Here is a 12,340-nt window from a genome sequence, read left to right on the forward strand (position 1 = left end):
CCACGCCCCCGGCTCTGCTCGCCCGGGACACGGTCAGGAAGCGGCTGCGTCCCGGGCGAACCCCTCCCGGTCGCGGGCCGCCGCGACGACCGCCTGGCCGAGGGCGACGCCGCCGTCGTTCGGCGGGACGCGCGAGTGCGTCAGCACCCGGAACCCCGAGTCCTCCAGCCCGGACACGACGCGCTCCAGCAGCAGGACGTTCTGGAACACGCCGCCCGACAGGGCGACCGTGTCCAGGCCCGTGCGGTCGCGCAGCATCCGCACCGCGCGGACGGCCGCCCACGCCAGCCCGTTGTGGAAGCGGGCGGCGACCGCGCCGGCGCCCGCCCCCGCGAGGACGTCGTCCACCGCGCCCCGCACCAGGTCCGTGCCCCGGATGACCAGGTCGTCCGTCACGGCCGCCCGGTAGGCGGCGCGCTCGTGCGGGTCGGCGGCCTGCTGCAGCTCGATCGCCGCCTGCCCCTCGTACCCGGCCGTGTCGCGGACCCCGGCGATCGCCGCGACCGCGTCGAACAGCCGTCCCGCGCTCGACGTCGGGGGCGCGTTCGTCCCCGACCGGGCCATCCGGACGACGTCCGCCCACCGGTCCCGGTGCCGCCCGGCGACGGGCAGCCACGGCGCGTGCTCCCCGAACGCCGCCGCCAGGTAGGCCGCCGCCATCCGCCACGGCTCCCGGACGGCCGCCGCCCCGCCCGGCATCGGCACCGCCTCCAGGTGCCCGGCGCGCCGGTAGCCCGCCAGGTCCGCGACGAGCAGCTCGCCGCCCCACAGCGTCCCGTCGTCGCCGAAGCCGAGCCCGTCGAACGCGACGCCGATGACCGGGCCGTCCGCCCCGTTGTCGGCGAGGCACGACGCGATGTGCGCGTGGTGGTGCTGGACGCCGACGAGGTCGACCCCGTCCAGGTCGAGGGCGTACTTGGTCGACAGGTACTCCGGGTGCAGGTCGTGCGCGACGACCTCCGGGCGCACCCCGAACAACCGGCAGAAGTGCTCGATGCCCTCCCGGTACGACGCCAGGGTCTCGTAGTTCTCCAAGTCGCCGATGTGGTGCGAAAGGAAAGCGTGGTGCGCGCGCGCCACGCAGAAGGTGTTCTTCAGTTCCGCGCCGCACGCCAGCACCGGGCGCGGGAACACCCCCGGCGTCCGCAGCGGAGCCGGGACGAACCCGCGCGAGCGCCGCACCGGCAGCGCCCGCCCCCGGAACGACCGGACGACCGAGTCGTCCGCCCGCACGTGGATGCGGCGGTCGTGCAGCAGGAACCCCTTCGCGAGGCCCGCGAGCCGCCGCAGCGCCTCGCCGTCGTCCGTCACGATCGGCTCGTCCGCCACGTTCCCGCTGGTCAGCACGATCGGACGGGCGAGCCGCGCGGCGAGCAGATGGTGCAGCGGCGTGTACGGCAGCAGCACGCCCAGCTCCCGGTTCCCCGGCGCGACGGCCGCGGCGACGCGCGCGCCGCGGCGGCGCGGGGCGAGCACGATCGGCCGCGCCGGGGACGCGAGCAGCGCTTCCGCGGCGGCGTCCGCGTGCACCAGCGCGCGGGCGCCCGCCAGGTCGGGCGCCATCACCGCGAACGGCTTGCGCTCCCGGCGCTTGCCCGCCCGCAGCCGCGCCACCGCGTCCTCGCCGTCGGCCAGCGCCGCCAGGTGGTACCCGCCGAGGCCCTTGACCGCCACGATCCGGCCGTCCAGCAGCCACCCCGCCGCCGTCCCGACCGGATCGCCGGGCATCGGCCGCCCGTCCGCGCCGACCGCGCGCAGGTCCGGCCCGCAGTCGGGGCAGCACACGGGCTGGGCGTGGAACCGGCGGTCCCGCTCGTCCCCGTACTCCCGGGCGCACGCGCCGCACATCGCGAACGCGTCCATCGTCGTGCTGCACCGGTCGTACGGGACGTCCCGGACGATCGTGAAGCGCGGGCCGCACCGCGTGCAGTTCGTGAACGCGTACCCCGCCCGCCGCCCGTCCGCGGCGAACGTCTCCGCGAGGCACGCGTCGCAGGTCGCGGCGTCGGGCGAGACGAGCGCGGCGGGCGTCCCGCCCTCGCTCGGCACGATCCGGAAGCCCCGGTCGCCGCGCGGCGGCAGCGGCTCGGCGACGACGCGCTCGACGACCGCGAGCGACGGCGCCGCCCGGCCGCCGAGGTCGCCGACGAACCGGGCCAGCGCCGCCGCGTCCCCTTCGACCTCCGCGAACACCCCGGACGCGTCGTTGCCCACGAACCCCGACAACCCGTATGTCCCAGCCAGCTCGTGCACGAACGGCCGGAACCCGACGCCCTGCACGGTCCCCTCGACGCGGATCCGGAGCCGCCCCCGCCCGTCCGCGCCCTTCTCGCCGAGGCTCACAGCCGGCCGTCCAGCGCCCGCTGCAGCAGCTCCCACAGCACGTGGTACACGGTCGTCTGCGCCTCCTGGATCCGGTGCACCGACGCCGACGGCACCGTGAACAGGTGGTCGACCGTGCCCGCCTCCGCCATCGCGCCGCCGCCGTATCCCGCGAACCCGACCGTCGCCATGCCCGCGCGGCGCGCCTCCGCGAACGCGCCCAGCACGTTCGCCGAACCGCCGCTCGTCGAGAACCCCACCGCGACGTCCCCCGCACGCCCGAACGCGGCGAGCTGCCGCGCGAACACCACCGCGAACCCGACGTCGTTCGCGAGCGCCGTCAGCGCCGCGACGTCCCCGGTCAGGCAGACCGCCGGGACGGGCCGCGCGCCGCGCGGCGGCCGCATGCACAGCTGCACCAGGTCCTGCGCGTCCGTGCAGCTCCCCCCGTTGCCGAACGCGTACAGCCGCCCCCCGCCGATGACCGCCGACGCGACGCGCTTCGCGCACGCGACCAGCTCGTCCGCCAGCGGGCCGGCCAGCTCCTCCCGCAGCGCGACGATCTCCGCCGCCTTCTCCTCCGTCGACCGGCGCACCTCGGCCAGCACCGCGTCGAGGTCCGACCCGTTGTCGTACAGGAACGGGTACAGCGTCTCGATCCCGCTCACGCGCCCTCCCTCACGGCGACGCCTCCACCGCGATCGCCTCCCCCGCGTGCACCAGCACGACGTCCCCCACCCGCGCGTCGACCAGCGCCACGCTGACCTCCTCCGGACCGGCGGCGGTGTCGACGACCGCCAGCCCGTCGCCGAGCAGCTCCCGGACCCGCACCCGCACCGCCGCGTCCGAGCACGTCACGCACACCCCGTCATGGCACTCCGGCACGCCCCCCGCGCTCACCGGGACGTCTCCCGCCGCAGCGTCCCCGGATGCTCGAAGAACACGTGCACCAGCTCCCACAGCACGTGGTAGACGGTCACGTGCACCTCCTTCGCGACCAGCGGGTCGTCCGTCCGGGCCCGCAGCACGTGGTCGACCGGCCGGCCGGCGTCGCCGTCCCCGCCGGTCAGCGCGACCGTGAGCAGCCCCATCTCCGCCGCGGCCGCCAGCCCCCGCCGCACGTTCGCGCACCGGCCGTCGGCCGACAGCCCCAGCGCGATGTCGTCCGGCCGGGCCAGCGTCCGCAGCTGCGCCGCGAACACCTCGTCGAACCCCTCCGCCAGCGCGACCGCCGTCAGCGTGGCCGCGTCCCCCGTCAGCGCGAACGCGGGCAGTGCCCGCTTGCCCACCACCACCGGATGCACGAACTCGACCGCCACGTGCTGCGCGTCCGCGCACGGGCCGCCGTTGCCGAACACGATCAGCCGCCCGCCCGCGTGGAACCGCACCGCCATCGCGTGGCAGGCCCGCGCGATCGCCTCCGCGTCGCCCGCGACCGCCCGGCCCGGCTCCGTCCGCCGGTCGAACGCGTCCCGGACGGCCGCCCGCGCCGTCACGTCCACGACACGGCCCGCGGCTCGCGCGCGGCGCCCGGGGCCGCCGCCCGCGCCGCCGAGTTCCAGCGCGCCAGGAAGGAGGTGATCACCTCGCCGAGGTGCGCGAGCCGCGGCGCCCACGCCTCCAGGTCGGCGACGCCCTCCGGCGTCAGCTCGTAGCGGCGGCGCGCCGGGCCCGCCTCCGACGGCACCCACGTCGACTCCACCAGCCGCGCCCGCTCCATGCCGCGCAGCACCCGGTACGCGTGGCCCGGCTCCACGTCCGACACCCCGAGGCAGGACAGCCGGTCGATGAGGTCGTAACCGTGCCCGGGCCGCTCGTAGATCAGGAGCAGCAGATAGGGATGCAGGAGGCCGCGCGCCTCGCAACCGTTCATGGACATCTCCTCATGGGACGCCACGCGGGTGATCATGCTCGTGGAGGGGCACTACCCGGGGCCCGGCACGGAAAACCCCAGCGTGATCACATGATCACTCAGCGTGTCCGGCGACGGCCCGCGAAGACGGCGGACGGTTCTCGCCCGACCGTGCTCGCCCGACCGTGCTCGCCCGACCGTGCTCGCCCCGCCCGTGCTCGCCCGGACGGTGCTAGGCGTCGCGGGAGTCGACTTCGCCGAGTTCGAGTTCGATGAACGCGCCGATCATGGCGCGCCACACCGGTTCGGCGACGTCCGGGGACAGGCCCGCGTCCGCCGCCCGCGACCGGGCCAGCGCCACGACCTGCTCGACGCGGTCGGGCGCGCGCACCGACCGCTCGTCCGTCTTGAACGCGGCGGCGGCGCGCACGAGCGCCTGCCGCTCGGCCAGCAGCCGCACCAGCTCGGCGTCGATGCCGTCGATGCGGTTGCGCACGTCCGCGAGGGACCGGGGGGCGTCCATCCGCCGATCATCGCATGCGGCGCGGGGTCGGCCGGGTGCCCCGGGTGCGGCGGAATGGGGGGACAATGGCAGGGTGACCGAGATCCGCACTCCGCTCCGCCGCCGTCCCGCCCAGCGCCGCAGTGCCGAACGCGTCCAGCGCATGCTGGACGCCTGCGCGGAGATCCTCGACGAGGACGGCTACGACGGGCTCACCACCACGCGGATCGCGCAGCGCGCCGAGGTGGCGATCGGCTCGGTGTACCAGTTCTTCCCCGACAAGCGGGCGGTCGCGCAGGCGCTCGCGCAGCGCAACCTGGAGGAGTTCGGGCGGCGCGTCTCGGCGCGGCTCGCCGAGGGCGGCTTCACCGAGTGGTCCGACACGGTCGGCGCGATCATCGACATCTTCGTGGAGATGCACCGGACCGTTCCCGGGTTCCGGGTGCTGCGGTTCGGGGACGTCGCCGATGTGCACCTGCTCGACTCCGACGCCGACAACAACGCGGTGGTCGCCGACCGGCTCCGCACGCTGATCGTGGACACGTTCGGCGTGCGCGACACCCCCGAGCTGGCGACGGCGCTGGCCATCGCGGTGGAGGCGGGGGACGCGGTGCTGAAGCTGGCGTTCCGGCGCCGCCCGGACGGCGACCCGGTGATCGTCGCGGAGGCCGAGCGGCTCATCCACGGATATCTCGCCGCGCACATCCGCGAGTCCTGAGCGGGCGCGCCCTGGTATGGCAGACTCCGGGCGAAACAGAAGAAGGAACAGGTGGTTCCGGTGGACGACGAGCGGTTCCAGGCGCAGGAGCGGCTGCTGATCCGGCAGCGGATCCGGCTGATGGTGAACCAGTACGAGGTGCACGCGGAGGCCCCCGGGGGCGGCGAGGGCGAGCTGCTCGCGTTCGCGCAGCAGAAGCGGATGGCGTTCAAGGAGCAGGTCACCCTGTACTCGGACGACTCCAAGACGACGCCGATCCTCGGGTTCAAGGCCCGCAAGCGCATCGACCTGGCCTCGGCGTACGACATCACGGACGCGCAGGGACGGCCGATCGGCGTGTTCCGCAAGGACTTCAAGAAGTCGCTGCTCGCCTCCACCTGGCACCTGGAGCAGCCGGGGCTCGGCGTGGCGACCGGCAGCGAGCGCAACAAGGCGGTCGCGCTGGTGCGGCGGGTCTGGCAGTTCATCCCGTTCGTGGACGCCGTCCCGTTCGCGTGGCCGTACCACTTCGACTTCTACGCGGGCGACCAGGTCGTGTTCTCGGTGGAGAAGAAGATCGGGATCCGGGACCGGTACGTGGTCGACATCCGGGACCCGCGGCTCGACCGGCGCCTGGTCATCGCGCAGGCCGTCGCGCTGGACGCCCTCCAGTCGCGGTAACGGGGACCGCCCCGGGGCGGCCCGGCTTGGGCCCGGGGTATGGATCTACCCCCGCTTTACATGTTACGAAGGGATGTAAAGCGGTGGGCGGAACCAGACCCCAGCGCCGCGACGGCGCGGCGCGTCCCCCCGAGGAGGACCCCCCGGTGAGTTCCTACGACTTCTACACCGAGCCCGTCTCCACGGACACGTGGAACGTCCCCATGGCGGGCGACACCCGCTTCACCTGGGAGTACGACGAAGGCCGCGACCGGCTGCTGAGCCTGTACCAGAAGGGCAAGGACAAGCAGTGGGACGCGCAGAAGCGCATCGACTGGGACCTCGAGGTCGATCCGATCAACGTCGCCGGCCTGCCGGAGAACTTCAACCCGCTCTTCGGCTCCGACATCTGGGACAAGATGACCCAGAAGGAGAAGGACGAGTTCGGCCGGCACCAGAGCTCCTGGCTGTTCAGCCAGTTCCTCCACGGTGAGCAGGGCGCGCTGAACGTGTCCGCGCGGATCGTCCAGAGCGTCCCGGACCTCGACTCGAAGTTCTACGCCGCGACGCAGACGATGGACGAGGCGCGGCACGTCGAGCTGTACGGCAAGTTCGTCCACGAGAAGATCGGGATGTACTACCCGATCAACCAGGACCTCGCGAAGCTGCTCGCGGAGTCGCTGGAGGACAGCCGCTGGGACCTGCCCTACCTCGGCATGCAGGTCCTCATCGAGGGCCTCGCCCTCGCCGCGTTCGGGCTGTACCGCGACATGTCGACGAACCCGCTGGTCAAGCAGCTCCTCGCGTACGTCATGCAGGACGAGGCGCGGCACGTCGCGTTCGGCCGGCTCGCGCTCAAGGACTACTACGCCGAGCTCACCGACAAGGAGCGGGCCGAGCGCGAGGAGTTCGTCGTCGAGGGCTGCTACCTGATGCGCGACCGGTTCAAGGCGCGCGAGGTGTTCGAACAGCTCGAACTGCCGATGGACAAGTGCATGGAGTACGTCGACAACTCCGACATGTACACGCTGTACCAGTCGCTGTTGTTCAGCCGCATCGTCCCGTGCGTCCGGGACGTCGGCCTGTGGGGCGACAAGGTGAAGAAGGCGTACGCGGACATGGGCGTCCTCGACAATGCCAAGGCCGACCTCGAAGCGCTGATGCGGCAGGACGAGGAGATCGCCGAGAAGGTCGACGAGGAGCGCTACGCCACCGAACTCGCCGGTCGCAAGCAGGAGGTGGACGAGGCCATCACGCTCGGCGCGTCCGACTGACCGGACGCCGGAGAAAGGCGGGGGCGTTCCCGGAACGCCCCCGCTTCGGGCGTAATGTCAATGATCCCTTTCCGTGGATCATTATGGACTTCCCCAATTCGCCGCCGCATTTCCGCGCGGCCCCTCCCCGGTGTACTAGCGTGCCCGACTGACGGTGCGCCGCACCAGCGGACGCACGAACGTCCAGGGTCGAACACCTGACAATTCCTGGGGGGAACAATGAACCGGTCCGCCACAGGGCTGCTGCGTGCCCGCGTCCTCGCGCCGGCGCTCGCGGCGTCCGCCGTCCTCGCCGCGCCCGCCGCCGCGCAGGCCGCGCCCGCTCCGCGCCCCGCGCCGCCCGCCGCGGGGCACCACCACGCGCCGACGACCGAGGAGCACCTCCTCGGCCGGGCCGGCGAGGTCGTCAAGGGGCTCGGCCGCGACCTCGGGACGACGGAGGGCCGCGTCGTCGAGGTGCTGAAGGCGGACGACGGCGCCGCGAAGCAGCCGTCCGGCGGGGCGAAGCCGCCGGTGCGCGGCCTCCGGTGACCTCCGGCGGCACGGCGGGCGGGGCGTTCCGCGGAACGCCCCGCCCGCCCGTTATAGGGCCGAGATCGACTGTTCCATGCGGAGTAAAGACGATCTTGAAATGGGGTCACCCGGCGAAGTTGATCGACTTCCGAGGGCAAAAGTGCGGGTGACAAAGCCCACAAACATCGGCCTTCGGTCTTGATCTAGGCGGTACGCGACGTACGGTCTTGGACTTGTGCGGCGCCATCGAGATCCAAAGTGAAAAGAGAGAAGCGCCGGACCTGAGCGACGTGACCGGGAACCTGCCCGGCACGGCGCCGCGGGACCGGCGAACTCGCACCGCCGCACGCACCGGACGCCGCAGCATCGGCCGGCAGCCGTCGAGAACGGCGCGGGCGCGGGCGTGCAGCGGCACGCGGAGGGCGCGCGGAACGGGGACGTCGACGTCGCCCGGACGCGCCCGAGGACGGCGGTAGACCGCCGGGCGTCCGGGGTCCTGTCCCCGAACAAAGGAATTGCCCGTGCGTGGCAAGCGTGCTCGTGTACGCATACCTCAGGTGCGCATCCGCACCCTTCTGATCATCTCCGGGGCGGCCGTGGCCGTCCTCACGGCGGGCGCGTTCGCGTTCGTCAAGACCGGCGCCCCGGCGGGCGCGGCCCAGGCGGCGAACGGACTGCCGCAGGCCGAACCGTCCGAATCACCCGAACCATCCGGATCGTCCGCGCCGCCCGGCGGGCAGGCCCCGGGCGCGGAGCCGGCGGAGCCGGCGAAGCCGCGGACGCCGGCGGCGCCGGAGCGGGACGACGAACCCGACGCCGTCGCGGCGCGGATCGCCCCGCCGAAGCCGAAGAAGACCGAGACGTCCAGGTCGAGCGGCTCGGGCGGGTCCAAGGAATCGGGCGGCTCGGGAGGAAAGGTCCTCGACTCCGGCTCCTGCAAGGCGTCCTACTACGGCGAGGGCCAGATGACGGCCAGCGGCGAGCGCTTCGACCCGGGCAAGCTGACGGCGGCGCACAAGACGCTCCCGTTCGGCTCCAAGGTCCGCGTGACCAACAAGAGCAACGGCAAGTCGGTCGTCGTGCGCATCAACGACCGCGGCCCCTACGCGGGCGGGCGCTGCCTCGACCTGTCCGAGGCGGCGATGAAGGACATCGGCGGCACCTCCTCGGGCGTCGTCTCCGTCCGCTACGAGGTGCTGTCCCGCGGGTAGCCGCGCTAGCCGAGGCCGCTCGCGGCCGCGTGCCGCTCCCGCTCCATCCCGTCGCCCCGGGCGTCGCCGGACTCCGCGTCCGCGCCGTCCGGGGCGTCGGTCGTGGCGAGCCGGTCCCGGAACCAGTCCGACAGGGCGCCGTCCACCCGGACGGCCTCGGTGATCGGCGGGCGCGCCTCGGTGCCGGGCTCGGCGGCGAGCGCGTGCCCCATCCGGAACGACACCGTCTCCACCGCCGCGCCGTGCCGCTGCAGCGCGTCCCGCAGCCCGGTCAGCTCCCCGGACGGGACGACGCGGTCCTTCGCGCCGCCGACCAGCAGCAGCTCGGCGTCCCGCGCCGCGATGTCGCCCGCGAGGGCGCCGAGGTCGAGCCGTTCGGCGAGCGCGACGGACGCGTCCGGCCACGACCGGTCGCGGCCCGCGCGCTTCTCCACCGCCCGCGCCGCCCGGGACGGCGCGACGACCGGCGCGACCGCGGCGGCCGCCGCCACGGCGACGTCCCCGCGCGCCACCGCCAGCAGCGCCGCGGCGCCCCCGGTGCTGAACCCCGCGAGCGCGACGGGCCCGTCCGGGACCCCGAGGTCGCGGCGCAGCCCGTCCAGGACCTCCGGCAGCCGCCCCGCCGCCTGCTCGACCGCCGTCCCGTAGAGCCCGATGCCGGACTCGTCGAGGATCGCCGCGCTGCCCAGCCCGCCGGGGAGCTGGGCGGGCAGGTCCAGGTAGGCGCGCCACACCGGCACGCCCGTCAGCGGGATCGACGCGGCCAGCGCCTCCGCCGTCCGCGGCGGGTCGAACCCCGGCCAGACCACCATCAACCGGACCGGGCCGGACGCGACCGCGTCCACGGCCGTCGGGGGCAGCGCGACGTACCGGCCGCCTGCGACGGTGCCGTGCACGGGCCGGTTCGGACGATCGCCGCTCATCTGCTCAGCTCCCTGCGGTGCTCGGCGGGCGGTGCCGGTCGCGTGGGTGAGGGGAGTCGCACCTCCCGTGACCCCATGCTCGCAGTGCGTGGCCGAACGCGCGGCCGAATCACCCGACTTCGACGTCCAGGGTGATGAACACCTCACCGCGGTCCCCGGACCATCGGTGAGGCCCGGGTCACAGCGGATCCGGGGGAACAAAACCGTCAGACATCACGTCATAGGTAAACGCGGGCGCCGCGGGGGCGCGCCCGCACCGAAGCCACCCGAGGGGAGCGCCAGTGGACGGAAAGCGCCGCGCCGCCGCCGCCGGCCAGGCATGGCAGATCTACAGCGAGACGCTCGACCCGCAGGCCCCCGGCCTCTGGGAACGCACCCGCGCCGTCCCTCGGATGATCAAGGCCGTGGTCCGCGGCGACTACAAGGGCATGTCGTACCGGACGCTCGGCCTCGTCGCGCTCGGCGTCGTCTACATCCTGTCGCCGATCGACGCGATCCCCGAGGTCCTGCTCGGCATCGGCCTCGTCGACGACGCGGGCGTCGCGCTCTGGCTCGCCGCGTCCCTCGTCAAGGCCGCGGGCGACTACGTCGCCTGGGAGCGCGGCGGCCGCCCCCGCGTCGTCGTCGGCGAACCCGTCGACTGAGTCACGCCCCGACCGGCCCGTCGCCGACCGCCGCGAGCAGCACGATCGGGAACTCCGCGTCGGCCTGCCCCGTCGCGACCGCGAGCCACCGCCCGTCCGGACGCCGCCACACGAGCATGCCGAGCGTGTAGGCGGCGAGCAGGCTCTGCGGATTCCGGCTCTCCGCCTCCCCCATCGCGAACGGCGTCAGATCCACCTTCCGAGGGTCGCCCCAGCGCTCCCGGAGCGCCGCGACCAGCGCGTCGTGCGCCGCCCCGATCTCCTCCTCGGCGGCCTCGACGACCTCCTCGCTCCGGTCGTCCCAGAAGTCCCGGCTGGCCTCCAGGACGCACCAGTGGTACCCGGGTCCGCTCCACCGCTGCCCGCTCCACCGCCGCCCGCCCGTCCTGGTCTCCGCCTCCGGGAAGGGCGCGGCGAGCATCCCGTCGACGACCGCGAGCCGGTCGCCCGTGCCGGTCAATCGACCGGCCCCAGCTCGCGGGCGAACCGCTCGGCGGCGTCCAGCATGATCGGCACGACGTCGGTGACGGTCTCGCGGGTCAGCCGCCCGGACGGGCCCGACACCGACAGCGCCGTCAGCGCGGGCGCGCCCCGCAGCGGAACCGCCACGCACCGCACCCCGACCTCCTGCTCCTCCTCGTCCAGCGCGTACCCCCGCTCCCGGACGCGCGCCAGCTCGGCGATCAGGGACTCCGGGTCGGTGAACGTGCTCGGCGTGTGCGCCGCCATCCCCGTCCGCGCCAGGATCTCCCGCACCTTCGCCTCCGGGAGCTGCGACAGCAGCGCCTTCCCGACGCCCGTGCAGTGCGGCTGCACCCGCCGCCCGACCTCGGTGAACATCCGCATCGAGTGCCGCGACGGCACCTGCGCGACGTACACGGCCTCGTCCCCTTCCAGGACCGCCATGTTCGCCGTCTCCCCGACCTCGTCCACCAGCCGCGACAGCACCGGCCCGGCCCACGAGCCCAGCAGCCGGCCCGCGCCCTCCCCGAGCCTGATCAGCCGCGGCCCCAGCGCGTACCGCTTCGACGGCTCCTGGCGCACGTACCCCCGGTTGACGAGCGTCCGCATCAGCCGGTAGATCGTCGGCATCGGCAGCCCGGACACCTCCGTCAGCTCCGACAGCGCCATCTCGCCGCCCGCGTCCGCCAGATGCTCCAGCAGCTCGAACGCGCGCTCCAGCGACCGCACGGACTCCGCCACGCGGCGCCTCCTCTCCCTCGCGAACCCGCCCATTCTACGGAAACCCTCTTTCGCCTTGCGAAAGATGATCTGGACGGGAGTGAAGCACGGTACTCCTGGCAATAACCCTCTACGCCCGGCGCCGTGCCGCCGACCCCCCGGGAAACCGACAGAACGAGCGAGAAGGGGAACCGGTGGGGCGGATCAGAACGCGCTGGATCGCGCTCATCGCGGGCACCGCACTGCCGCTGGCGCTCGCCGTCCCCGCCGCCCGCGCGGTCCCGGACGTCCGCCTGCACACCGAGGTCACCGTGCGCGGCGGGACGACCCTCGGCCACCACTACGCGCTGACCTACACCGTCCGCGTTCGCGCCACCGGCGGCACCGCGCACCGCGCCGCCCTCCGCCTCACCACCGGCCGCCCCGCCTTCTGGACCCCCCTCGACTGGAAGTGCGAGACCGCCGGCCTGCGGGAACTGCGCTGCCCGCTCGGCGACGTCGCCGAGCGGGCGGCGCAGTTCCCGCAGGCCGGCGGTCTCGCACTTCCAGTCGAGGGGGGT

16 protein-coding genes are annotated in these 12,340 nt (G+C 74.1%); 7 read left to right on the plus strand and 9 right to left on the minus strand.

Annotation, left to right across the window (positions count from 1 at the left end):
* Positions 1–33: 33 nt before the first annotated feature.
* The 6 genes from hypF to DMH08_RS35165 all read right to left on the minus strand — a co-directional run bounded on the left by hypF (position 34) and on the right by DMH08_RS35165 (position 4,697).
* Positions 34–2,343 (minus strand): carbamoyltransferase HypF, encoded by a 2,310-nt coding sequence (gene hypF, locus DMH08_RS35140; protein WP_125620424.1) that lies wholly within the window; start codon positions 2,341–2,343, stop codon positions 34–36.
* Entirely contained in the window at positions 2,340–2,990 is a 651-nt protein-coding gene (locus DMH08_RS35145) for a D-sedoheptulose-7-phosphate isomerase (protein ID WP_026402903.1), read from the minus strand. The genes hypF and DMH08_RS35145 overlap by 4 nt, the downstream gene beginning before the upstream one ends.
* Positions 2,991–3,000: 10 nt before the next feature.
* Positions 3,001–3,222, minus strand: a complete 222-nt coding sequence (locus tag DMH08_RS35150) for a HypC/HybG/HupF family hydrogenase formation chaperone (protein ID WP_233618003.1) — start codon at positions 3,220–3,222, stop codon at positions 3,001–3,003.
* A complete protein-coding gene (locus DMH08_RS35155) occupies positions 3,219–3,818 on the minus strand; it encodes a D-sedoheptulose-7-phosphate isomerase (protein WP_233618004.1) in 600 nt (199 codons plus the stop codon). The genes DMH08_RS35150 and DMH08_RS35155 overlap by 4 nt, the downstream gene beginning before the upstream one ends.
* Positions 3,815–4,195 (minus strand): PadR family transcriptional regulator, encoded by a 381-nt coding sequence (locus tag DMH08_RS35160; protein ID WP_051300773.1) that lies wholly within the window; start codon positions 4,193–4,195, stop codon positions 3,815–3,817. Before DMH08_RS35160 ends, DMH08_RS35155 begins: the two co-directional genes overlap by 4 nt.
* 211 nt (positions 4,196–4,406) lie before the next feature.
* Positions 4,407–4,697 carry a chorismate mutase gene (locus tag DMH08_RS35165; protein ID WP_026402900.1) on the minus strand — a complete coding sequence of 97 codons (291 nt, stop codon included), beginning with the start codon at positions 4,695–4,697 and terminating at the stop codon, positions 4,407–4,409.
* Positions 4,698–4,770: 73 nt separating this feature from the next.
* Here DMH08_RS35165 and DMH08_RS35170 point away from each other — a divergent pair, with 73 nt between their 5' ends.
* From DMH08_RS35170 to DMH08_RS42690, 5 genes are all read left to right on the plus strand, one after another.
* Entirely contained in the window at positions 4,771–5,394 is a 624-nt protein-coding gene (locus DMH08_RS35170) for a TetR/AcrR family transcriptional regulator (RefSeq protein WP_026402899.1), read from the plus strand.
* Positions 5,395–5,445: 51 nt separating this feature from the next.
* Complete coding sequence (locus tag DMH08_RS35175; protein WP_233618005.1) at positions 5,446–6,054, plus strand: hypothetical protein; 609 nt, start codon at positions 5,446–5,448, stop codon at positions 6,052–6,054.
* Positions 6,055–6,200: 146 nt separating this feature from the next.
* The gene (locus DMH08_RS35180) at positions 6,201–7,307 is read left to right on the plus strand and encodes a ferritin-like domain-containing protein (protein ID WP_026402897.1); all 1,107 of its coding nucleotides are present in this window, start codon (positions 6,201–6,203) and stop codon (positions 7,305–7,307) included.
* 219 nt (positions 7,308–7,526) lie between these two features.
* Positions 7,527–7,838, plus strand: coding sequence for a hypothetical protein (locus tag DMH08_RS35185; RefSeq protein WP_026402896.1), 312 nt, complete (start codon positions 7,527–7,529; stop codon positions 7,836–7,838).
* 539 nt (positions 7,839–8,377) lie between these two features.
* Entirely contained in the window at positions 8,378–9,031 is a 654-nt protein-coding gene (locus DMH08_RS42690) for a septal ring lytic transglycosylase RlpA family protein (RefSeq protein ID WP_325052974.1), read from the plus strand.
* 5 nt (positions 9,032–9,036) lie between these two features.
* Here DMH08_RS42690 and DMH08_RS35195 read toward each other — a convergent pair whose 3' ends face one another.
* Positions 9,037–9,954: a hypothetical protein gene (locus DMH08_RS35195; RefSeq protein WP_034518205.1), complete on the minus strand. Its 918-nt coding sequence runs from the start codon at positions 9,952–9,954 to the stop codon at positions 9,037–9,039.
* A gap of 281 nt (positions 9,955–10,235) precedes the next feature.
* Here DMH08_RS35195 and DMH08_RS35200 point away from each other — a divergent pair, with 281 nt between their 5' ends.
* Positions 10,236–10,598 (plus strand): YkvA family protein, encoded by a 363-nt coding sequence (locus tag DMH08_RS35200; RefSeq protein ID WP_026402895.1) that lies wholly within the window; start codon positions 10,236–10,238, stop codon positions 10,596–10,598.
* Between the two features lies 1 nt (position 10,599).
* On the opposite strand, the gene DMH08_RS35205 is transcribed toward DMH08_RS35200, so the two are convergent.
* On the minus strand, positions 10,600–11,058 hold the full coding sequence (locus DMH08_RS35205) for a hypothetical protein (protein ID WP_125620426.1): 459 nt from the start codon (positions 11,056–11,058) through the stop codon (positions 10,600–10,602).
* Complete coding sequence (locus DMH08_RS35210; RefSeq protein WP_125620428.1) at positions 11,055–11,834, minus strand: IclR family transcriptional regulator; 780 nt, start codon at positions 11,832–11,834, stop codon at positions 11,055–11,057. The genes DMH08_RS35205 and DMH08_RS35210 overlap by 4 nt, the downstream gene beginning before the upstream one ends.
* Before the next feature lie 140 nt (positions 11,835–11,974).
* On the opposite strand from DMH08_RS35210, the gene DMH08_RS35215 reads away from it, so the two are divergent.
* Positions 11,975–12,340 (plus strand): hypothetical protein (locus tag DMH08_RS35215; protein ID WP_148108627.1); only part of this gene is annotated, 366 nt, incomplete at its 3' end.

The sequence above is a fragment of the Actinomadura sp. WAC 06369 genome (assembly GCF_003947565.1).
Lineage (GTDB): Bacteria > Actinomycetota > Actinomycetes > Streptosporangiales > Streptosporangiaceae > Spirillospora > Spirillospora rifamycini.

Coding starts and splice junctions, on each gene's coding strand:
- DMH08_RS35210 (WP_125620428.1), bottom strand. CDS start 11,834: ATGGGCGGGTTCGCGAGGGAGAGGAGGCGCCGCGTGGCGGAGTCCGTG.
- DMH08_RS35195 (WP_034518205.1), bottom strand. CDS start 9,954: ATGAGCGGCGATCGTCCGAACCGGCCCGTGCACGGCACCGTCGCAGGC.
- DMH08_RS35165 (WP_026402900.1), bottom strand. CDS start 4,697: ATGGACGCCCCCCGGTCCCTCGCGGACGTGCGCAACCGCATCGACGGC.
- DMH08_RS35160 (WP_051300773.1), bottom strand. CDS start 4,195: ATGAACGGTTGCGAGGCGCGCGGCCTCCTGCATCCCTATCTGCTGCTC.
- DMH08_RS35185 (WP_026402896.1), top strand. CDS start 7,527: ATGAACCGGTCCGCCACAGGGCTGCTGCGTGCCCGCGTCCTCGCGCCG.